This is a genomic window from Kitasatospora sp. NBC_01302, assembly GCF_035976515.1.
Taxonomy (GTDB): domain Bacteria; phylum Actinomycetota; class Actinomycetes; order Streptomycetales; family Streptomycetaceae; genus Kitasatospora.
Map to the genome: position 1 here is coordinate 1,534,515 of NZ_CP108404.1, position 19,605 is coordinate 1,554,119.

17 protein-coding genes, 1 pseudogene and 1 riboswitch are annotated in these 19,605 nt (G+C 73.4%); of the genes and pseudogenes, 10 read left to right on the plus strand and 8 right to left on the minus strand.

Annotated elements, in window-relative coordinates; translation table 11 throughout:
• Nucleotides 1–32: 32 nt before the first annotated feature.
• Nucleotides 33–458: a PPOX class F420-dependent oxidoreductase gene (locus OG294_RS06840; RefSeq protein WP_327065517.1), complete on the minus strand. Its 426-nt coding sequence runs from the start codon at nt 456–458 to the stop codon at nt 33–35.
• Nucleotides 459–747: 289 nt separating this feature from the next.
• Nucleotides 748–914: riboswitch (cyclic di-AMP (ydaO/yuaA leader) on the plus strand.
• A 68-nt stretch (nt 915–982) separates the two neighbouring features.
• On the opposite strand from OG294_RS06840, the gene OG294_RS06845 reads away from it, so the two are divergent.
• The 6 genes and pseudogenes from OG294_RS06845 to OG294_RS06870 all read left to right on the plus strand — a co-directional run bounded on the left by OG294_RS06845 (nt 983) and on the right by OG294_RS06870 (nt 8,276).
• Nucleotides 983–2,032 (plus strand): LysM peptidoglycan-binding domain-containing protein, encoded by a 1,050-nt coding sequence (locus OG294_RS06845; RefSeq protein WP_327065518.1) that lies wholly within the window; start codon nt 983–985, stop codon nt 2,030–2,032.
• A gap of 69 nt (nt 2,033–2,101) precedes the next feature.
• Complete coding sequence (locus OG294_RS06850; protein WP_327065519.1) at nt 2,102–2,560, plus strand: YchJ family protein; 459 nt, start codon at nt 2,102–2,104, stop codon at nt 2,558–2,560.
• Between the two features lie 84 nt (nt 2,561–2,644).
• Nucleotides 2,645–3,532: a DMT family transporter gene (locus OG294_RS06855; protein WP_327065520.1), complete on the plus strand. Its 888-nt coding sequence runs from the start codon at nt 2,645–2,647 to the stop codon at nt 3,530–3,532.
• Between the two features lie 136 nt (nt 3,533–3,668).
• Nucleotides 3,669–4,466 (plus strand): annotated as a pseudogene (locus tag OG294_RS06860) (isocitrate lyase/PEP mutase family protein); the annotation flags it as partial.
• Nucleotides 4,467–4,541: 75 nt separating this feature from the next.
• Entirely contained in the window at nt 4,542–6,008 is a 1,467-nt protein-coding gene (locus OG294_RS06865; RefSeq protein WP_327065521.1) for an MFS transporter, read from the plus strand.
• 156 nt (nt 6,009–6,164) lie between these two features.
• Nucleotides 6,165–8,276, plus strand: a complete 2,112-nt coding sequence (locus tag OG294_RS06870; RefSeq protein WP_327065522.1) for an elongation factor G-like protein EF-G2 — start codon at nt 6,165–6,167, stop codon at nt 8,274–8,276.
• A 6-nt stretch (nt 8,277–8,282) separates the two neighbouring features.
• Here the strand turns inward: OG294_RS06870 and OG294_RS06875 are convergent, their stop codons facing one another.
• The gene (locus tag OG294_RS06875) at nt 8,283–9,917 is read right to left on the minus strand and encodes an AMP-binding protein (RefSeq protein ID WP_327065523.1); all 1,635 of its coding nucleotides are present in this window, start codon (nt 9,915–9,917) and stop codon (nt 8,283–8,285) included.
• 113 nt (nt 9,918–10,030) lie between these two features.
• The gene (locus OG294_RS06880) at nt 10,031–10,909 is read right to left on the minus strand and encodes an Fpg/Nei family DNA glycosylase (RefSeq protein ID WP_327065524.1); all 879 of its coding nucleotides are present in this window, start codon (nt 10,907–10,909) and stop codon (nt 10,031–10,033) included.
• A 122-nt stretch (nt 10,910–11,031) separates the two neighbouring features.
• Between OG294_RS06880 and OG294_RS06885 the strand changes: the two genes are divergently transcribed.
• The 4 genes from OG294_RS06885 (at nt 11,032) to OG294_RS06900 (ending at nt 13,469) form a co-directional block, all read left to right on the plus strand.
• Nucleotides 11,032–11,943 carry a glutaminase gene (locus tag OG294_RS06885; RefSeq protein WP_327065525.1) on the plus strand — a complete coding sequence of 304 codons (912 nt, stop codon included), beginning with the start codon at nt 11,032–11,034 and terminating at the stop codon, nt 11,941–11,943.
• A 133-nt stretch (nt 11,944–12,076) separates the two neighbouring features.
• Nucleotides 12,077–12,775, plus strand: a complete 699-nt coding sequence (locus tag OG294_RS06890; RefSeq protein ID WP_327065526.1) for a transcriptional regulator — start codon at nt 12,077–12,079, stop codon at nt 12,773–12,775.
• 87 nt (nt 12,776–12,862) lie between these two features.
• A complete protein-coding gene (locus tag OG294_RS06895; protein WP_327065527.1) occupies nt 12,863–13,018 on the plus strand; it encodes a hypothetical protein in 156 nt (51 codons plus the stop codon).
• A gap of 4 nt (nt 13,019–13,022) precedes the next feature.
• Entirely contained in the window at nt 13,023–13,469 is a 447-nt protein-coding gene (locus OG294_RS06900) for an SRPBCC family protein (RefSeq protein ID WP_327065528.1), read from the plus strand.
• 27 nt (nt 13,470–13,496) lie between these two features.
• Here OG294_RS06900 and OG294_RS06905 read toward each other — a convergent pair whose 3' ends face one another.
• The 5 genes from OG294_RS06905 to OG294_RS06925 form a co-directional block, all read right to left on the minus strand.
• Nucleotides 13,497–14,525: an alpha/beta fold hydrolase gene (locus tag OG294_RS06905; protein WP_327065529.1), complete on the minus strand. Its 1,029-nt coding sequence runs from the start codon at nt 14,523–14,525 to the stop codon at nt 13,497–13,499.
• Nucleotides 14,526–14,575: 50 nt separating this feature from the next.
• Nucleotides 14,576–15,832: an esterase/lipase family protein gene (locus OG294_RS06910; protein ID WP_327065530.1), complete on the minus strand. Its 1,257-nt coding sequence runs from the start codon at nt 15,830–15,832 to the stop codon at nt 14,576–14,578.
• Between the two features lie 145 nt (nt 15,833–15,977).
• The gene (locus OG294_RS06915) at nt 15,978–16,820 is read right to left on the minus strand and encodes an SAM-dependent methyltransferase (protein ID WP_327065531.1); all 843 of its coding nucleotides are present in this window, start codon (nt 16,818–16,820) and stop codon (nt 15,978–15,980) included.
• 100 nt (nt 16,821–16,920) lie between these two features.
• Nucleotides 16,921–18,558, minus strand: coding sequence for an APC family permease (locus OG294_RS06920; protein WP_327065532.1), 1,638 nt, complete (start codon nt 18,556–18,558; stop codon nt 16,921–16,923).
• Nucleotides 18,559–19,093: 535 nt separating this feature from the next.
• Complete coding sequence (locus tag OG294_RS06925; protein WP_327065533.1) at nt 19,094–19,552, minus strand: DUF6299 family protein; 459 nt, start codon at nt 19,550–19,552, stop codon at nt 19,094–19,096.
• Between the last annotated feature and the right edge of the window lie 53 nt (nt 19,553–19,605).

Sequence of the window (19,605 nt, forward strand, 5' to 3'; positions counted from 1 at the left end):
GCCCTGTCCCACGCCGCTGTTCCGCCCCGGTCTCAGGGGGTCTGGCCGTAGAAGTGCTCCACGTGCAGCTTGACCACGAGCCGGCGGTCGCGGACCATCGCGGCCCGGTAGTCGTCCCAGTCGGGGTGCTCGCCGTCGAGCGCGCGGTAGAGGTCGATCAGCTCCTCCACCGTGTCGTCGTCGGGCGCCGCGGCCACCGGGGTCAGCTCGACGGTGCCCTCGGCCACCGCCCAGGTCCAGAAGTCCTCGCTGGTCGCGTACAGGCTCGCCCGCGGGTCCCGGGCCAGGTTCTTCGCCTTCACCCGGTCCGCGGTGACGGAGACCCGGATCAGCTCCCTCGCCGGGTCGTAGGCGTAGCGGATGTTGGACAGTTGCGGCCGTCCGTCCCGCTTCAGGGTCACCAGCACCCCGTTGATCCGGGAGGCGAACAGCTCACGGATCTTGGCCTCGTCGGCCATGGGCCTCTCCTCTGCGTCGAGTTGACGGTCCGTCGGTCGATGACGGTTCCAGCGCCCAACCTAGCGGCGGACACCCGCCCGCCGGGCGGGTTCGTCACCCGTCGGGCGGGCGGACCTGACGCAGTACGCGCAAGAGGTGTCGATACGGAGCACCGCGCAGCTTCCGTGATTCTTGTGTGACGTGTGCGATGCGGGGTTGTTATCGGAGTGATGATCCGTCTAGTCTCCCTGCAACCCGCCGACGCGGGTGCCCGGACGAGGTACGCCGAGTCCTGCCCACCGCGCTCCGGGTCCTCGATCACCGACTTCTGGGCAGGCGCGGGGGACCCAGGTTCAGCGCCGTCCCCACGCGGCTAGGGGTGAAGCCGTCCGCCGGATCCGTCCGGGCGGGCGGCCGGGCCAGCCTCCCGGCCCGAACCCGACAGCTCACCTCGCAGGCGTGCGGAGAGGGATGTTCCATGGGCATATCCGGGGTGTTCTCAGGCCCGGGCCGGCACCGCCGCCCGACCCAGACCGATCGCGCCGTGGCCGCCGCGACCGTGGCCGGCGTCGGCGTCGCCCTGCCGCTGCTCACCGCGACCGGCGCGCACGCCGCGCCGGTCACCACCTGGGACTCGCTCGCCCAGTGCGTCACCGGCGGCAACTGGACCGCCGACAACGGCGACGGCTACTACGGCGGACTGCACCTCACCCAGCGCCAGTGGGTCGCGAACGGCGGCGACCAGTACGCGGCGCAGGCCTCGCACGCCACCCAGGCGCAGCAGATCGCCGTGGCGGAGCAGTTGCTCGCCAGCCAGGGACCGAGCGTCTGGGGCAGCTGCGCGGCGGTGGCCGGGCTGGCCGCGCCGACCGGAACGCCCAGCAGCAACCCGACGACCGCGCCTGCGGCGCCCACCGCGCCCAGCACGCCGCCCGCGAGCGGTACCCCCGCACCGGTCGGCTCGCCCGCGCCGGTGACCGCGCCCACCGCGGCACCCACGCCGAGCCCCACGCCCACGACGACGGCCACCACGCCGGCTGCGCCCACCACCCCGGCCCCCGGCACGGGGACGGGGACGGGGACGGGGACGCCCAGCAGCACGCCGACGGCGCCGACCACCGCACCCTCCACCGCGCCGACCAGCGGCCCGACCACCCCGACCGCCTCGCCGACCCCGAGCGCACCCGCGCCGAGCACGCCCGCCCCCAGCGCGAGCCCGAACCCGACGGCGACCACGCCCCCGGCCGCACCGACCGCCCCCGGCACACAGCAGAGCAACGCGCCGACCACCCCGTCCCCGCTCGCCCCCGGCAGCACGCAGATCCCAGTCGGCGACACCACCCCGACCGCTCCCGTGGCACCCGCACCGGCCGTGCCCGCGGCCCCGGTCGGCCCCACCACCGGCCAGGCGGCCCCGACCGGGCAGAGCGACGCCGGTCAGGGCTACACGGTGCAGAGCGGCGACTCGCTCTGGGCCATCGCGATGGACCACCACGTCGACAACTGGCAGCAGCTCTACCAGGAGAACCTCGGCACCGTCGGCGGCAACCCCGACCTGATCTTCCCCGGGCAGCACCTGCAGCTCCCCTCCTAGGGAGTGCCCGGTCAGGTGGTGCCCGGTGGACTGTCACCGGGCACCGCCGGGGCCCGTCAGAATGGGGTCATGTCCAAGCGCAGCAATCGCACCCGCCCGGCCAGGCCCGCCCCCGCCCTCGCGCCCGCCGCGTCCGACGGGTCTCTCCCCTGCCCCTGCGGCCGGCCGGCGAGCTACGCCGACTGCTGCCGCAGGCTGCACCGGGGCGAGGCCGAGGCGGCCACCGCCGAGCAGCTGATGCGATCGCGGTTCAGCGCCTTCGTGGTCCACGACAGCGCCTACCTGCTGAGCAGCTGGCACCCGCGGACCCGGCCTTCCGAGGTCGACTTCGACCCGCGGCTCCGCTGGCAGCGACTGGACATCCTGGGCAGCACCGAGGGCGGCCCGTTCCACCAGGAGGGCACCGTCGAGTTCGTCGCCCACTACGTCGAAGGCAGGCTCGACGGACGGCTGCACGAGAACAGCCGCTTCGTGCGCCACGAGGGATCCTGGGTCTACCTGGACGGCACGATCACCGCGACCGACTGAACGGACCGCCGCCGCACCGCTGGTGAGGCCCTGGCACCGATAAATTGCGTGCTGGAAGCTTCGGTCACCGATTAGTTTGCCCCCATGGACCTCCCTGCCACCGCCGGCACCACCCGACTCAACTCCAAGGCGGTGGCCGCGGCCACCGCCTCCGTCCTGCTCTGGGCCTCCTCCTTCGTGGCGATCCGCTCCGCCACCGAGCACTACAGCCCCGGCGTGCTGGCCCTGGGCCGCCTCGCGGTCGGCTCGGTGGCGCTGCTCGCGATCTGGGCGGTGCGCGGCGAGGGCCTGCCGCCACGCGCCTCCTGGCCCGGCATAGCCCTCAGCGGCGTGCTCTGGTTCGGGCTCTACATGCTGGCACTCAACTGGGGTGAGCAGAAGGTCGACGCGGGCACCGCGGCCATGGTGGTGAACATCGGTCCCCTGGTGATCGCGCTGCTCAGCGGCTGGCTGCTGCGCGAGGGGTTTCCGCGCCGGTTGATGGCCGGGATGGCGGTCTCGTTCGCCGGAGCCGTGGTGGTGGGCCTGTCCAAGTCCGGTGGCAGCGGCGCCTCGTACCTCGGCGTGCTGCTCTGCCTGGTCGCCGCCCTGCTCTACGCGGCCGGCGTGGTGGCCCAGAAGCCCGCGCTGCAGCACGCGACCCCGCTGCAGGCCACCGCGTTCAGCTGCCTGATCGGCATGGTGGTCTGCCTGCCGTTCAGCGGCCAGTTGGCCGGTCAGCTCGCCCACGCCCCGGCCTCGGCCACGCTGGACCTGGTCTACCTGGGCCTGTTCCCCACCGCCCTGGCGTTCAGCACCTGGGCCTACGCGCTCTCCCGCACCACGGCGGGCCGGATGGGCGCGACCACCTACGCGGTGCCCGCGTTGGTGGTAGTGATGTCCTGGGCGGTCCTGGGCGAGGTGCCGGCGCTGCTGACCCTGCTCGGCGGCTGCCTCTGCCTGGGCGGCGTCGCGCTCTCCCGGCGGCCCTGACCCGCCGCCCGCGCGTCCGTCCCCCGACCTCACCGCCCTCACCGTCACAACTGCCACCGTCGCCTTCAGCAGAGGATTCTCCGTGCAGCTCTCCCTCGAGGACTAGCGCCGCCGCGCGCTCGCCTTCCGCGAACTCCACACCGGCCCCGACGTGTTCGTCGTCGCCAACGCCTGGGACGCGGGCACCGCGCGCCTGCTCACCGGTCTCGGCTTCGCCGCCCTGGCCACCACCAGCGCGGGCCTGGCCTTCTCGCTCGGCCGGCCCGACGGCGCGGGGCTGGTCGACCGCGCGGAGGCGCTGGCCAACGCCCGCGCGATCGTCGGCGCCGGCCACCTGCCGGTCTCCGCCGACCTGGAGAGCGGCTTCGGCCCGGACGCCGAGGCGATCGCCGCCACGATCGAACTCGCCGCCGAGGCGGGCCTGGTGGGCGGGTCGATCGAGGACGCCACGGGCGACGAGCAGGCCCCGATCCATCCGTTCGAGGTGGCCGTCGAGCGGGTGCGTGCCGCCGTCGCGGCGGCCCGGCGGCTGGACCTCCCGTTCACCGTCACCGCGCGCGCCGAGAACTTCCTGCACGGACGCCCCGACCTGGCCGACACGGTGCGGCGCCTGCAGGCCTTCGAGGCCGCGGGCGCCGATGTGCTCTTCGCCCCCGGCCTGCCGGACGCCGAGGCCGTGCGCACCGTCTGCGCCGCGGTCTCGCGCCCCGTCAACGTGCTGGCCGCCGGCCCACTGGCCGAGTTGACGGTCAGCCAGCTCGGCGAGCTGGGCGCGCGGCGGATCAGCATCGGCTCCGGGTTCTCCCGGGTCGCCCTCGGCGCGGCCCGGCGCGCGGCCGACGCCGTCCTGCGCACCGGCAGCTTCGCCGCGCTCGCCGAGGCCCTGCCCTTCGGCGACGCCAACGCCCTGATGGCGGTGCCCGGGACGGACTGAGCCGACGCGGCATCCGCCTCTCTCCAACCTCATAGAGTTGCGTTTCCAAACCCACTCCCACTACCGTGCCACGTCATGCACATAGTTGGAAATCCAAACGCGCGACCGGGCGGCTCCCGCGCCGTCTTCCTCGTCGTGGCCGCCGCCGTCTTCGTCTCCAACCTCGACCTCTTCATCGTCAACGTCGCGCTGCCCGCGATGAACCAGCACTTCCACGGCAGCACGCTGACCTCGCTCTCCTGGGTGCTCAACGGCTACGCCATCGTCTTCGCCGCCCTGCTGGTGCCCGCCGGGCGGCTGGCCGACCGGGTGGGCCACCGTGGTGCCTTCCTGGCCGGGCTGGCGCTGTTCACGCTCTCCTCCGCGCTCTGCGCGCTGGCGCCCGGCGTCGGCTGGCTGGTCGGCGCCCGCCTGCTGCAGGCGCTCGGCGGTGCGCTGCTGATGCCCACCTCGCTGGCGCTGCTGCTGGACGCCACCGAGCCGCAGCGGCGACCCGGCGCCGTCCGGGCCTGGGCGTCGATCGGCGGGATCGCGGCCGGCCTGGGCCCGGTGCTCGGCGGGCTGCTGGTCGAGGCCGACTGGCGCTGGGTCTTCCTGGTCAACCTGCCGGTCGGGGCGGCCGGGCTGGTGGCCGGCCTGCGGGTGCTGCCCCGGCCCCGCGCCCGGAGCCAGGGCCCGTGGCCCGACCTGGTCGGCGCGCTGCTGCTGACCGCCGCCATCGCGCTGCTCGCGATCGGCCTGGTCAAGTCGGACGGCTGGGGCTGGGGATCGGCCCGGGTGATCGGCAGCCTGGCCGGGGCCGTCGTCCTGACGGCCGGCTTCCTGCTGCGCTCCGCCCGGCACCCCGCGCCGGTGGTCGAACTGCCCCTGCTGCGGGTGCCGGTCTTCGCCGCCGCCAACGCGACGGCGCTGCTCTTCACCATCGCGTTCTCCGGCATGCTGCTGACCTCGGTGCTCTGGTGCCAGCAGGTCTGGGGCTACTCCGCGTTGCGCACCGGGCTCGCCGTGGCGCCCGGGCCGCTGCTGGTGCCGCCGATCACGCTGGGCGCCGGGCCGCTGCTGCGCCGCCTCGGGCACGGCCGGCTGGCCGCGCTCGGACTGCTCTGCTTCACGGCCGGGATCGCCTGGTGGATCGCGACGGTGCGGACCACTCCCGGGTACGCGAGCGAGCTGCTGCCCGGGATGCTGCTCACCGGCGTCGGGGTCGCGCTCACCCTGCCCACGCTGATCGGCGCGGCCGCCACCGCGCTGCCGCCCACCCGGTTCGCCACCGGCTCGGCGGTGACCACGATGGGCCGCCAGATCGGCGCGGTGGTCGGGGTCGCGGTGGTGGTCAGCGTGCTGGGCACCCCGCGCAGCGCGCAGCAGGCGCTGGACGCCTTCCGGCACGCCTGGATCGCGGTGGTCGTGGCGACCGTCCTGGCGGTGGCCACCGCCCTGGTGCTGGCCGCCGTGCAGCGCCGGACGGGCGCGGGCACCGCCGCGGGTGCCGCTCCGACGGCCGAAGCGTCCGGCGCCCCGGCCGCGGCCGGCTCGCGCTGAGGCAGCAAGGCGGTTTCCCGTTTCCCACCCGATGGGCAACAGGAAACCCCGATGTCCCGGTGGACCCCGGCCGACCTGGGTGGAAAGCTCGAAGGACAGCTCTCCACCGATCTCTCCACCCACCCCACCTCTCCTGCGCAATCGAGGAGCACCGGCATGTCCGAGCGAGCAGCATCGCGGGCGGGGGCGGCCGGGCGGGCGCCCGTCGCCGATCACCCCGAGCACCTGCGCAATGTCGTCCTGGTCGGCGTCAGCGGCTCCGGCAAGACGACCCTCACCGAGTCGCTGGCGCTGGCCGCCGGGGCGCTGACCCGGGCGGGCCGGGTCGACGAGGGCAGCACGGTCTCCGACCACGAGGAGATCGAGCACCAGCAGCAGCGTTCGGTGCGCCTGTCCCTGGTCCCCGTCGAGTGGCAGGGGGTCAAGATCAACCTGCTCGACCCGCCCGGTCACGCCGACTTCGCGGGCGAGCTGCGGGCCGCGCTGCGGGCCGCCGACGCCGCCGTCTTCGTCGTCTCGGCGACCGATCCGGTGACCGGTCCGGTGCGCGCGCTCTGGCAGGAGTGCGCGCTGCTCGGGCTGCCGCGCGCCATCGCCGTCACCCATATGGATGCAGCCAGGGCCGACTTCGACGCGGTGCTGGCGGCCTGCCGGGAGGCGCTCGGCGACGGCCGCCCCGACTCGGTGCAGCCGGTGGACCTCCCGGTGCGCAGCGAGGGGCGGCTGCGCGGCACCGTGGAGCTGCTCTCCGGCGAGACGCACGGCCAGTCGGAGCCCGCCCCGCCGACCGGGCCGGCCCGCGAGCAGCTGGTGGAGGCCATCGCGGGCGAGGACGACGAGCTGCTGGAGCGCTATGTCGGCGGCGAGCCGCTGGCTGCGGGGGCACTCGCCCGCGGGCTGCGCGGTGCGGTGCTGCACGACGCCATCCATCCGCTGCTGCCGCTCGGCGAGGACGGCACCGGGGCGGTCGACCTGCTCGACCTGATCGTCTCCGCCTTCCCCGCCCCGACGGACCGCCCGCTGCCCGAGCCGCTGGACGCCGGAGCGGCGAAGGCCGACCCGGCCGGCCCACTGGTGGCCCAGGTGATCCAGAACACCGGCGACCCGTACGTCGGGCGGCTCAGCCTGGTCCGGGTCTTCTCCGGCACCGTCCACCCGGACCTGCTGGTCCACCTGGCCGGCCGCTCCGCGGGGCCCGCAGCCACCGAGGAGGTGGCCGGCGACGGTACCGCCGAGGAGCGGATCGCCGGTCTGACCAGCCCGTTCGGCAAGCAGCAGCGCCCGGTCCCGCACGCGGTGGCCGGCGATCTGGTCTGCGTCAGCAAGCTCACCGCGGCCCGGGTCGGTGACACCCTCTCGGACCCGGCCGCCCCGGTGGTGCTCACTCCGTGGGAGCTGCCGGAGCCGCTGCTGCCGATCGCCGTCAAGGCGCACAGCCGCAGCGACGAGGACAAGCTCTCCCAGGGCCTGGCCCGGCTGGCCGCCCAGGACCCGACCGTCCGGGTCGAGCAGAACCCCGCCACCGGCCAACTGGTGCTCTGGTGCACCGGCGAGGCCCACATCGGCGTGCTGCTGCACCAGTTGGGCGAGCAGTTCGGCGTCCAGGTCGAGCAGGTGCCCTACCAGGTCGCGCTGCGCGAGACCTTCGGCGCGGCGGCCACCGGGCACGGCCGGCTGGTCAAGCAGTCCGGCGGCCACGGCCAGTACGCGATCTGCGAGTTGCTGGTGGAGCCGCTGCCCGGCGGCACGGGCTTCGAGTTCGTCGACCAGGTGGTCGGCGGCGCGGTGCCCCGGCACTTCATCCCCTCGGTGGAGAAGGGCGTGCGGGCCCAGCTGGCGCACGGCGTGGGCGACGGCTACCCGCTGGTGGACGTGCGGGTCACCCTGGTGGACGGCAAGGCCCACTCGGTCGACTCCTCGGACTCCGCGTTCCAGTCGGCAGCCGCGCTGGCGCTGCGCGACGCCGCCGCCCAGACCACCGTGCGCCTGCTGGAGCCGGTGGCGGAGGTGGGCGTACTCGTCCCGGACGAGTACCTGGGCGGGGTCTTCAGCGACCTGTCGGTGCGCCGCGCGCGGGTGCTCGGCACCGAGGCGGCCGGAGCCGGCCGGAGCCTGCTGCGCGCCGAGGTGCCCGAGCTCGAACTCACCCGCTACGCCGTGGACCTGCGCTCGCTCACGCACGGCACCGGCTCGTTCACCCGCACACCGCTGCGGTACGAGCCGATGCCCGGCGCGCTGGCCGAGAAGGTTGCCAAGCCCACGGACTGACCGGGCTCACTCGTGCCCCGCGAGCAGCCGGACCGCCTCCTCCCGCATCTCGATCTTGCGCACCTTGCCGGTCACGGTCATCGGGAACGCGTCCACCAGGTGCACGTACCGCGGGATCTTGTAGTGCGCGAGCCGGCCCGTGGCGTACGCCCGCAGCGCCTCGGCGGTCAGCTCCGGCGCGCCGGCCCGCAGCCGGATCCAGGCCATCAGCTCCTCGCCGTACTTCTCGTCGGGCACCCCGACCACCTGGGCGTCCAGCACGTCGGGGTGGGTGAGCAGGAACTCCTCGATCTCGCGCGGGTAGATGTTCTCGCCGCCGCGGATCACCATGTCCTTGATCCGCCCGGTGACGGCGAGGTAGCCGTCCTGGTCCATCACCGCGAGGTCGCCGGTGTGCATCCACCCCTGCGGGTCGACGGCCTCGGCGGTGCGCTCGGGCTCGTCCCAGTAGCCGAGCATCACCGAGTAGCCGCGGGTGCACAGTTCCCCCGCCTCGCCGCGCGGCACGGTGGCGCCGGTACCGGGGTCGACCACCTTCACCTCCAGGTGCGGGCCGACCCGGCCGACCGTGGCGATCCGCTGCTCGAAGCCGTCCTGCGACCGGGTCTGGGTGGAGACCGGTGAGGTCTCGGTCATGCCGTAGCAGATCGAGACCGCGCCCATGTGCATCTTCTCGATGACCTGCTTCATCACCTCGGCCGGGCAGGGCGAGCCGGCCATGATGCCGGTGCGCAGCGAGCCGAGGTCGTGGTCGGCGAAACCGGGGTCGTTGAGCTCGGCGATGAACATGGTCGGCACGCCGTAGAGCGAGGTGCACCGCTCGGCGGCGACGGCGGCCAGCGTGGCGGCGGGGTCGAAGGTGGGCGCCGGGATGACCACGCAGGCGCCGTGCGTGGTGGCCGCCAGGTTGCCCATCACCATGCCGAAGCAGTGGTAGAAGGGGACCGGCACGCAGATCCGGTCGCGCTCGGTGTACTCGCACAACTCGGCCACGAAGTAGCCGTTGTTGAGGATGTTGCGGTGCGAGAGGGTGGCGCCCTTGGGGAACCCGGTGGTGCCCGAGGTGTACTGGATGTTGATCGGATCGTCCGGCCGCAGCCCGGCCTCCACGGCCGCGAGCGCCGCCGGGTCGCCCTGCCGCCCCGCGGCGAGCAGCTGCTCCCAGGAGTCCTCGCCGAACAGCACCACCTCGCGCAGCTGCGGGCAGTTCGGCCGGGCCTCGGTCAGCATCGCCGCGTAGTCGGAGGTCTTGTAGCGCGGCGTGGCCGCCACCATCCGGGTCCCGGACTGGCGCAGCACGTACTCCAGTTCGTGGGTGCGGTAGCCCGGGTTGATGCTCACCATGATCGCGCCGATCCGCGCCGTCGCGTACTGCAGCAGCATCCACTCCGCGCGGTTGGGCGACCAGATGCCGATCCGGTCGCCGGGCCGCACCCCCTGGGCGAGCAGGCCGAGCGCGACCACGGCCACGTCGTCGGCCAGCTCACGGTAGGTCCAGCGGCGCCCGGCCGGGACGTCGACCAGCGCCTCGCGCTCGCCGAAGGCGGCCACCGTGCGGGCCAGGTTGGCGCCGATGGTCTCGGCCAGCAGGGGCGGTTCGGTCTCGCCACGGGCATGGCTGAGGTGGGCGTCGGCGGGCATGGGCAGCTCCAGCTGAGGGTGGAATGCGGGAAACGAGGCTGCCCTACCCCGCCGGGGCCCCGACCATGCACCTCTTGACGTGCACCAACCGATTCCCGCCGCAGCCGGTCGGCCTACTTGAGCAGCCGCGACAGCCGCCGGTCGGCCAGCGGCTTGCCGCCGGTCTGGCAGGTCGGGCAGTACTGCAGCGCCGAGTCGGCGAAGGAGACCTCGCGGATCGTGTCGCCGCAGACCGGGCAGGGCTGGCCGGCCCGGCCGTGCACCCGAAGGCCGGTCTTCTTCTCCGCCTTCAGCTCGCCCGCCGCCAGCCCGTGCGAGCGCGCCACGGCATCCCGCAGGGTGTCGCCGATCGCCCGGTGGAGCGTCTCGGTCTCGGCCTCGGTCAGCCGGGCGGCCTGCTTGAACGGCGACATCCGGGCGACGTGCAGGATCTCGTCCGAGTAGGCGTTGCCGATCCCGGCCAGCACGCTCTGGTCCCGCAGCATCCCCTTGAGCTGCCGCCGCTCGCCGGCCAGCATCGCGCGCAGCGCCGTCACGGTGAAGGCCGGGTCCAGCGGGTCGGGGCCCAGCCGCGCGACGCCCGGCACCTCGGCCGGGTCCGCCACGCAGGAGACGGCCAGCCCCTTCTTGGTACCGGCCTCGGTCAGGTCGAAGCCGCTGCTGGAGTCCGCCAGCCGCACCCGCAGCGCCAGCGGCCCCTTGCCGGGGTGCGGCGGCACGTCCGACATGTTCTGCTGCCAGCGCAGCCAGCCGGCCCTGGCCAGGTGGATCACCAGATGCAGGTCCGCCGCCGGTGGCGCACTGGCGGTGATCACCAGGAACTTGCCGCGCCGGCCGACGGCCGTCACCGTGCGGCCCTCCAACGCGGTGACCGGCGGCTGGTAGGTCTTGAGCGCGTTCACGGCCACCGGGTGGACCCGGCCGATCACCTGGCCGACCAGGTTGTCGGTCAGGAAGACGCTGAGCGCTTCGACTTCGGGCAGCTCGGGCACATCCCCCAGTCTGCTCGTCCGCCGGGCGCTCCGCCCGTCCACCGGATGTCGGCGGGGCATTGTCCGAGGCATTGGTCCAGGGCGCCGCGCCATGAAAAAGTGATCATATGCAGGGTGAATCCATGGACTACCAGCTCGAACTACAGCGCGCGGTCGACGCCGCCCGCCCGCTGCTGACCACCGGCCGGGTGGCCGACTACATCCCCGCGCTCGCCGCCGCGGACTCGGGGAGTTTCGGCCTGGCGCTGGCCACCGTCGACGGCGAGGTGTACGGCGCCGGGGACTGGGAGGTGCCGTTCTCGGTGCAGTCCATCTCCAAGCTCTTCACCCTCGCCCTCACCCTGGCCGCCGGCAGCGAGGGGATCTGGCACCGGGTGGGCCGCGAGCCCTCCGGCACGCCGTTCAACTCGCTGATCCAGCTGGAGTCCGAGCAGGGCATCCCGCGCAACCCGTTCATCAACGCCGGCGCGGTGGTGGTCACCGACCACCTGCTCACCCTGACCGGGGACGCCGGCGCCGCCGTGCGCGAGTTCCTGCGCGCCGAGTCCGGCAACCCGCAACTGGACACCGATCCCGTGGTGGCCGCCTCGGAGGCCGCACACGGCCACCGCAACGCCGCCCTGGCCCACTTCATCGCCAGCTACGGCAACCTGGAGAACCCGGTCGAGGCGGTGCTCTCGCACTACTACGCACACTGCGCGATCGCCGCCAGCTGCCGGGACCTGGCGCTGGCCGGCCTCGTCCTGGCCCGGCACGGTCTGCGCAGGGACGGCAGCCGGCTGTTCTCGCGCAGCGACGCCAAGCGGATCAACGCCGTCCTGCTCACCTGCGGCACCTACGACGCGGCCGGTGATTTCGCGTTCCGGGTCGGGCTGCCCGGCAAGAGCGGGGTGGGCGGCGGGATCCTGGCGATAGTCCCGGGGCGCGGCACGCTCTGCGCCTGGGGCCCGGCGCTGGACCGGGCCGGCAACTCGGTCGGCGCGGTCGCCGCACTGGACGCCTTCACCACCGCCACCGGCTGGTCGGTCTTCTGACGGGCCCTCAGCGCGCCGGACCACCCGCGGGGCCGACCCGGCTACGCTGGCCGGGGCGGTCCGACGCGGGGCTCGACCCGGCCCGGCCCGCCGAACAGTCCAGCTGTTCCGTGCCCGAGGGAGACGGCCGCCGATGACCCCCACGCCCCGCGAGGCCCTGCTGACCGTCCGCCGGGAGCTCACCCCGGCGGAACGGGAGAACCGCCTGATCCCCCGGATCGACGAGGGCGTGGCCCCGGTCGCGGTGCTCGCCGAACTGGCCGCCCAGCAGCACCGGATCATCCGCAGCGACCGGCGCAGCTTCCTGGTGCTGGCCGCGCGCTGCGCCGACACCCCCGCAGGCGGCTACTTCGCGCGCCTGGCCGAGGGCGAGTCGCAGGCGCTGGACGCGCTGGGCGCGTTCGCGGCCGGCTGCGGCCTGTCGGAGCAGGCGCTGGGCGAGCGCGAACCGCTGGCCGGCTGCCAGGCCTACCCGGGCCAGTTGGCCTGGCTGGCACTGAACGGCGAGCCCACCGCCATCGTGCTCGCGCTGGCCGCCAACTTCGCCGCCTGGGGCGGCTACTGCGCGATCACGGCGCGGGCGCTGCGCCGGCACTACGGGTTCTCCGACGCTGCCTGCGCCTTCTTCGACTTCTTCGCCACCCCGGCCCCGGAGCTGGAGGACGAGGCGGTCGCGGTGATCGAGGCCGGCGGCCTGGACGAGCAGCGGCTGGCCGAGGGCCGCCGCTACGGGCGGCTGTTGCAGGCCTACGAGCTGATGTTCTGGAACACCCTGGCCGACCTGGGCCCCGCCGCCGCGCCGGAGGACGACCCGGGCCTCGGCCTGGCCTGAGCCGGTTGCCCGCTCCCGGCCCTGGGCGCACGCTGGACATGTCGGCGGGCCACGCCGGCCCGGCCCCGCTCGAGCAGGGAGGCACCGATGTCCATGGCCAGTCCGCAGTCCGGCGAGGACGCGGAGCAGCGCGCTGCCCAGATCGAGGCGCAGGAACGGCTGGAGGGCGTCACCTCCGAACAGGTCCAGCACGCCCAGGACGAGTCCCGCGCCGAGGGCGACCCCTACGAGGACGCGGAGTAAGCGGATGAGCACACTGGAAGAACAGATCGACGTCGAGGTCCCGGTCCAGGTGGCCTGGGAGCAACTGCACCGCGTCAACCAGTACCCGGCGTTCGTCAGCGGGCTGCGGCACGCGCACCCGCACGGCAGCAACCGCGCCCACTGCGACATCGAGGTGGCCGGCGCCGAGCGGGTCTTCGAGACCGCGATCAGCGACCACGGTGAGAACCAGGTGATGAACTGGCAGACCCTGGACGCCGCCCACCTGCGCGGCACCTTCGCGCTGCGCTCGCTGGACAACGGCTCGACCCGGGTGCAGGTGCGGGTCGAGTACGACCCGGAGGCCGTCCACGAGGTCTACGGCGGGCCGCACGGCTTCGCCCAGTCGCACGCGATCGAGGAGACCGTCCGCGGCGACCTCGCCCAGTTCAAGCGCCTGGTGGAGGAGGAGCGCCCGCTGCGCGGCAGCTGACCCGACGGCCACCGCCCCCGCGGCACATCAGTCACCGGTCTGTTCGGCGAGGAACCCCGACAGCGCGGCCATGAACTCCCGTGGCCGCTCCAGCTGCACGCTGTGCCCGGCCTCCGGCACCGCGACCTCGCGCACCCGGCCGCCGGCCGCCGCGTAGCGCGCGAGCACCGCACGGGTCTGCCCGACCATCGGCTGCGCGGGCGCGACGCCCTCCCCCGGCCAGCCGGGCACGGCGCCGATCGCACCGAGGTGGGCCAGGTCGAAGAGCGAGGTGTCGGAGACGATCACGTCCTGCTCGCCGCGCAGCCACAGGATCGGCGGCTTGGGGTCGACCCGCTCCAGGTCGTCCAGGCGGAAACGGGTCGGCGCCAGGCAGTTGAGCACCCCGCGCTCCCCCGGTGCGAAGCCGGGCCAGAACCGGCTGGCCCGGCTGTCGCCCGGGTAGTGGCCGTCCCCGCAGCGGGTGCTGAGCATCGCGGCCAGGTAGGGCTCGGGGTCGGCCAGCGGCTGCGCCGCGTAGCAGTCGGCGAGGACCCTGCGCGGGGAGAACGGGGAGGCGTCGCCGGTGTCGCCGGCGGCGAGCAGCCGGACGAACTCCGGGCTCGCCGCCGCACCGCCCGCCCCTGCGCCGTCCGGCGCGTTGAGCCGCCCCTCGACCCCCTGGGTGCCGCCGAAGCCGTACGGCGAGACCGGGTTGACCAAGGTGACCGAGCGCAGCAACCCTGGCGCATCGCGGAGCAGTTGGAGCGCGACGCCGCCGCCGAGGCTCCAGCCGACCAGGTGCACCCGGCCCAGCCCGAGGGCCTCGATCAGCGACAGCAGGTCGTCGCTGTAGTCGCGCACGCCGCGGCCGGCGTCCACCGGCAGCGGCTCGGTCCCGCCGAAGCCGCGCAGGTCGGGGGCGATCGGCCGGTAGCGCGGCGGCAGGTCGCGGATGGTGGGCGCCCAGAACGCGCTGCTGGAGACGTTCCCGTGGACGAGCAGCACGGGCTCGCCCGCCCGCCCCTCGCGCTCGGCGTAGTGGACGCTCAACCGGGTGGTGGTGATCGTGGGCATCGCTCGGGCTTCCTCCATCAGGTGTGGCGGTGGGGGCGGGGAGGTGCGGTTCAGCCCAGCCAGCTGACGACCTGGGCACTGGCCGCGCTGTCCCAGCCGAGTTCCAGGTGGTTGGCGCCGGTGATCAGCGCGGTGCCGGCCAGCTTGCCGATGCCGGTGCTGTCCAGCGCGCTGGCCTCGAAGACCACGCCGTCGCTGGGTCCGCGGTCCTCGTTGAAGATGCCCACCACGTCGGGGCTGCCGCCGGCCAGCAGGTAGGTGCTGACCGAGGCGGGCACGCCGGCCTGCTGGAGCGGGACGACCAGCGAGCCCGCGTCGATGGCCGCCTGGATCCCGGTGCCGGAGGTGTAGAAGCCCTGGCCGCCGTAGTAGGTCGTGTACCAGTCCTGCTGGGTCTGGTCGACGCCGAAGGTCTGGTCCCAGCGGGCCAGCATCTGCCGCTGCCCCGGGTAGTCGTCGTAGCCGCCGGTCGGCACGAAGGAGAACTCGGGATGCGCGGTGACCGTGCCGTAGCAGGTCATGTCCAGGTGCGGGGAGGGGGCGTTGATGCTGCCGCCGCACTCGGGCCAGATGCTGAAGTCGTGCGCCCAGCCGTGCGCGTAGGGGTAGTCGTAGCCGCCGTTGGGCCCGCCCAGGGTGATCAGCTTGCGCACGTCGCCCGCGTACGGGCGCCCCCAGCTCGGCTTGAGCGAGGAGACGTAGGCCCGGGCGGACATCTCGCCCTTGCTCCAGCCGACCAGGTCGACCTGGGGCACCCCCAGCTTGGCGCGGATCAAGGCGATCGCGTCGCCGACCTCCTGGGCCTGCATCAGGTTGTCGCCCTGCTTCTGGGCGAAGCCGATGGCGAAGACCCGGTAGCCGCGGCCCGCGAGGTCCTGCATCAGCCCGGTGTCGGGGCAGGAGAGCGCACCGCAGCCGTAGCCGCCGGACTCACCCGGGTCGGCCCAGGCCCGGTCGGCGTTGTCGTTGGCGCCGTGCACCAGCAGCACCGGCACCTGGTGCGCCCCGGTGTTCCAGCCGGGCGCGGAGTAGAGCAGGAAGCGGCCGGAGAAGGGCTCCTTGACGCCGCCGAAGAAGGTGACCCGCTGCCCGTCCTGGTCGCCGCGGCCGTCCGGCGGGAACTGCTCCTGGTGGAAGCCGGGGGTGCTGTCGAGGTAGCGCTCGACGTGGTCCCAGCCGTTGGCGACATTGCCGTAGGTCGCCTCCAGCGTGAGGTAGGAGGTGGCCGCCGAAGCCGGCAACGCCTGGACGAGCAGGCCCGCCAGGGCCAGCAGCACCGTCACCGACCACCCGAAGCGTCTGCGCATACGCGGTCAACTCCCCTGTCCCCGGGGCCCCGAGTGGCCCGTGCCCGCCACCGTAGGGGTGCTGCTCCGGCGCTCCCATGTGGGCGGCGCACACCGGTGGCGGGCGCCGCTGTGGCGGCCACCGCCACAACCGTCCCGCGCCCACTCAGCGTTCGGCGGTCACCAGGCTGCGCTGCGAGGTCACGTAGTCGGCGGGACGGCCGTAGCCGACGGCCAGCTCGGCCCGGTCGTGCCGCTCGGCACGCCAGCCGCGCCGGGCCAGCCAGCCCACCGGGTCCTCGTCCAGACCGCCGCGCCACATCGCGACCAGCGGAGCCAGTTCGGCTGCGTGCTCGGCACCCGCCACGACCTGCGAGGCACCGGCCCGGCGCCGGTCCTTGCTGCCGTGGGTGAGGGCGAGCCGGCTGCCCGGGGCGCTGAGCGAGTCGATGGTGTCGAGCAGCGCCGCGGCCTCCTCCGCTCCGAGGTAGACCAGCAGTCCCTCGACCAGCCAGACGGTGCGCGCCGCCGGGTCGAACCCGGCCTCGACCAGCGGCCCGGCCCAGTCCTCGCGCAGGTCGACGGCGATCGTGGTGCGCGCCACCGGCGCCTGGGCGCCCTGCTCGGCCAGCACCCGCTCCTTGAAGCCGAGCACGGCGGGCATGTCGAGTTCGAAGACCTTGGTGCCGGCCGGCCAGTCGAGCCGGAACGCCCGGGTGTCCAGACCCGCCGCCGGCACCACCACCTGGGTGCAGCCGGCCCGGCCGGCGGCCGTCAGGTAGTCGTCGAAGAAGCGGGTGCGGATCACCAGGTGGTGGGCGAGCAGGATCATCGCCGGGGAGACGTCGGTGCGGGGCGCCGGCGGGGGCCCGTCCAGGGCGGCGGCCACGAAGGCGGCGGCGTAGGGGTCCTCGAAGAGGCGGTCGGTCCTGGCGCTCTCCAGCGCGCGGACCCGGGCCACGCCGATCGCGGTCCGGCCAACGCCCTCGGGTATCACGCCACTTGTCATACCCGGCATGGTAGGACGCCGAGGTCCAGGCGAAAGGCCCAGGGCCCGCACCCGCGGAGTACGCGGGGGCGGGCCCTGGGGAGCGGGATGCTGCGGACGGTCAGTGGCCGCCCTCGTCGACGACCTCGACGTCGTCGATGTTGCGCTGGATCTCCTCGACCGGGAGCGCCACGGCGCGGGCCCAGAAGTAGATGCCCAGCGAGAAGACGGTGATCACCAGCATGTCCCACCAGAGCGGCAGCACGTTGCGGGCGCTCGGTCCGAAGCCACCCAGGTAGGAGATGATGCCCAGGCCGATCAGGTAGACCGGCAGCCACTGGGCGGCCTTCCAGTTCAGCTTCGGCGCGTTCGGCAGGCCCTTGCGGATCGCGTAGACCGCGTAGGAGCCGAGCAGCACGTAGCCGAGGATGATCGCGACGCCCAGACGCCACAGGGTGTCCCAGCCGGACCAGTAGATGATCAGGCTGGCGATCACGAAGGAGGCCGGGGCGATGATCTTGCCGGCCGGCAGGCGGTAGGGGCGCTCGCGCTCGGGCATCCGGTCACGCAGCACGCCCAGCGCCAGCGGGGCACCGGCGTACATCAGCACGCTGGCCGAGGTGATGAAGCTGACCAGCTGCTGCCAGCTCGGGAAGGGCAGGAAGCAGATGATGCCGGTGAGGAAGGACATGAGCAGGCCGAACCACGGCACGCCGCGCTTGTCGGTCTTCTCGAACAGACGCGGGGCGTAGCCGTTCTTGCTCAGGCCGTAGGAGATGCGCGAGGTGGAGGTGGTGTAGATCAGGCCGGTGCCGGCGGGGGAGATCACCGCGTCCACCCGCAGCACGAAGGCCAGCCAGCCCAGGCCGATCACGGTGGCCAGACCGGCGAACGGGCCCTCGATGCCCTTGTAGGCGAGGTTCGCCCAGCCGTGCACGAAGCTGGCACCGGGCAGCGCGCCGATGTAGACGACCTGCAGCAGGGTGTAGATCAGGGTACCGATCACCACCGAGCCGATGACCGCGCGCGGGATGTCCCGCTTGGGGTTCTTGCTCTCACCGGAGAGCTGGATCGCCTGCTCGAAGCCGAGCAGCGCGAAGATGATGCCGCTGGTGCTGATCGCGCCCAGCACACCCTTGACACCCATCGGCATGAAGCCGTGCGAGGTGAAGTTGCTCGGGTGGAAGTGGGTCAAGGCGAGGATGAAGATCGTCGCCAGCGGGATGAAGACCTTCCACCAGGTGGCGGCGCTGTTGGTGTGCGAGAGCAGCCGCACACCGAGGAAGTTCACGGCCACGAAGACGCCCATCAGCGCGATCGACACCACGATGCCGGAGGCCGTCAGGGTGCCGTTCGCGTTCTGGAAGCCGTCGGCCCAGGACCACTCCTTGGCGTAGCCGATCATGGCCTCGACCTCGATCGGTGCCACGGTGGCCGCCTGCAGCCAGGAGAACCAGCCGAAGGACATGCCGGCCAGGCCGCCGAAGGTGTAGTGCGGGTAACGGGCGGTACCGCCCGCGACCGGGAACAGGCCGCCCAGCTCCGCGTGGACCAGCGCGAGCAGCACGATCGCGACGGCCCCGATCCCCCACGAGATGACCGCCGCTGGTCCGGCAACCATGACGGCGTTCTTGGCTCCGAAGAGCCAGCCCGAGCCGATGATCGAGCCGACGGAGGCCCAGAGGAGGCCGACCAGGCCTACCTCGCGTCGGAGCTTGGCATCGGTACCGGAGGTCTTAATTCTGTCTACAACAGCCATGCGTAGGGACCCTCTTCAAAGATGGCGGGCGAGAGTGCGGTGAACGCTAGCTGGCCATTAAGGATCTGCAAAGACCCCTGAGCCGAATAGTTACGTTCACGCGATCTCGCGCTCACCTCTTAGCGTCGGATTAGCACCGCTATTCGGCTTCCGACCGCCCCTCGCAGGGCGTGAGGATCGCTGCAGGTCAGCGCCGTAGGGGCAGTTGACCGCTTACACGTGGGAGAGTCCGTACCAACATTTGAGCTTTATTTGAGCCTTCTGCCACTGTTCTGCATTACCGTCGGCCCGCCCGCCCGTCGCCTTCATTTCCGGTGTATTGCGCAACGGTCTGTGGGGGTTTCGAGTGCCGTTGCTTTCCGTGTCCGACGAATTGCCGAACCCGCCCCGCCGGGCCCCCGCGCGATCGGCGGCCGGTCGGAGCGGGTGCGGACGCTTGTGCCCGCGCGGTGCTTCGGACACGTCTGGTGCCTGGGGCGCCCGGCCCGCCAGGTCCTCCGGGCGCCCGCCGCGGCCCGCCCCGGGCCGGTCGCGCTCAGGTGCCGCTGGCGACCAGGGTGATGTCCTGCCCCTGCTGGGCGAGGAACTCCGGCAGCACCGGCAGCCACCAGGCCGGCCCCTGGGTCAGGTGGGTCAGCGTGGCCTCCACCCGGGCGGCGCCGAGCGCGGGGTGCAACTGGGCGGGCTTGCCCTGGCTGATCCAGCCGTGCTTGTTGCCGTCGCACAGGGCGCGCACGCCGTCGCCGATGTTGGCCTCGCTCTGCCCGAGCCGCAGGTTGCTGGTGACGAAGACCGCGCCGCCGGTCGAGCACTGGTACGTCCCCGAGAGCGTGACCGTGCCGTCCGAGGCGAGCGTGCCCACGGAGTCCACGCTCAGCATGTCCCCCGCGGCTGCGCCGGCCGGGGTGGCGGCGCCCAGCAGGGCGAGCAGGGCCGCACCGAGCAGACCGGCCGCCCGCGGCAGGGCCCTAGCGGAAGTGGAACGGACTCGCACGACTACCTCCAGTGACGATCATCGCGCATCCGGTGACAGCGCGTTTTGCGCCA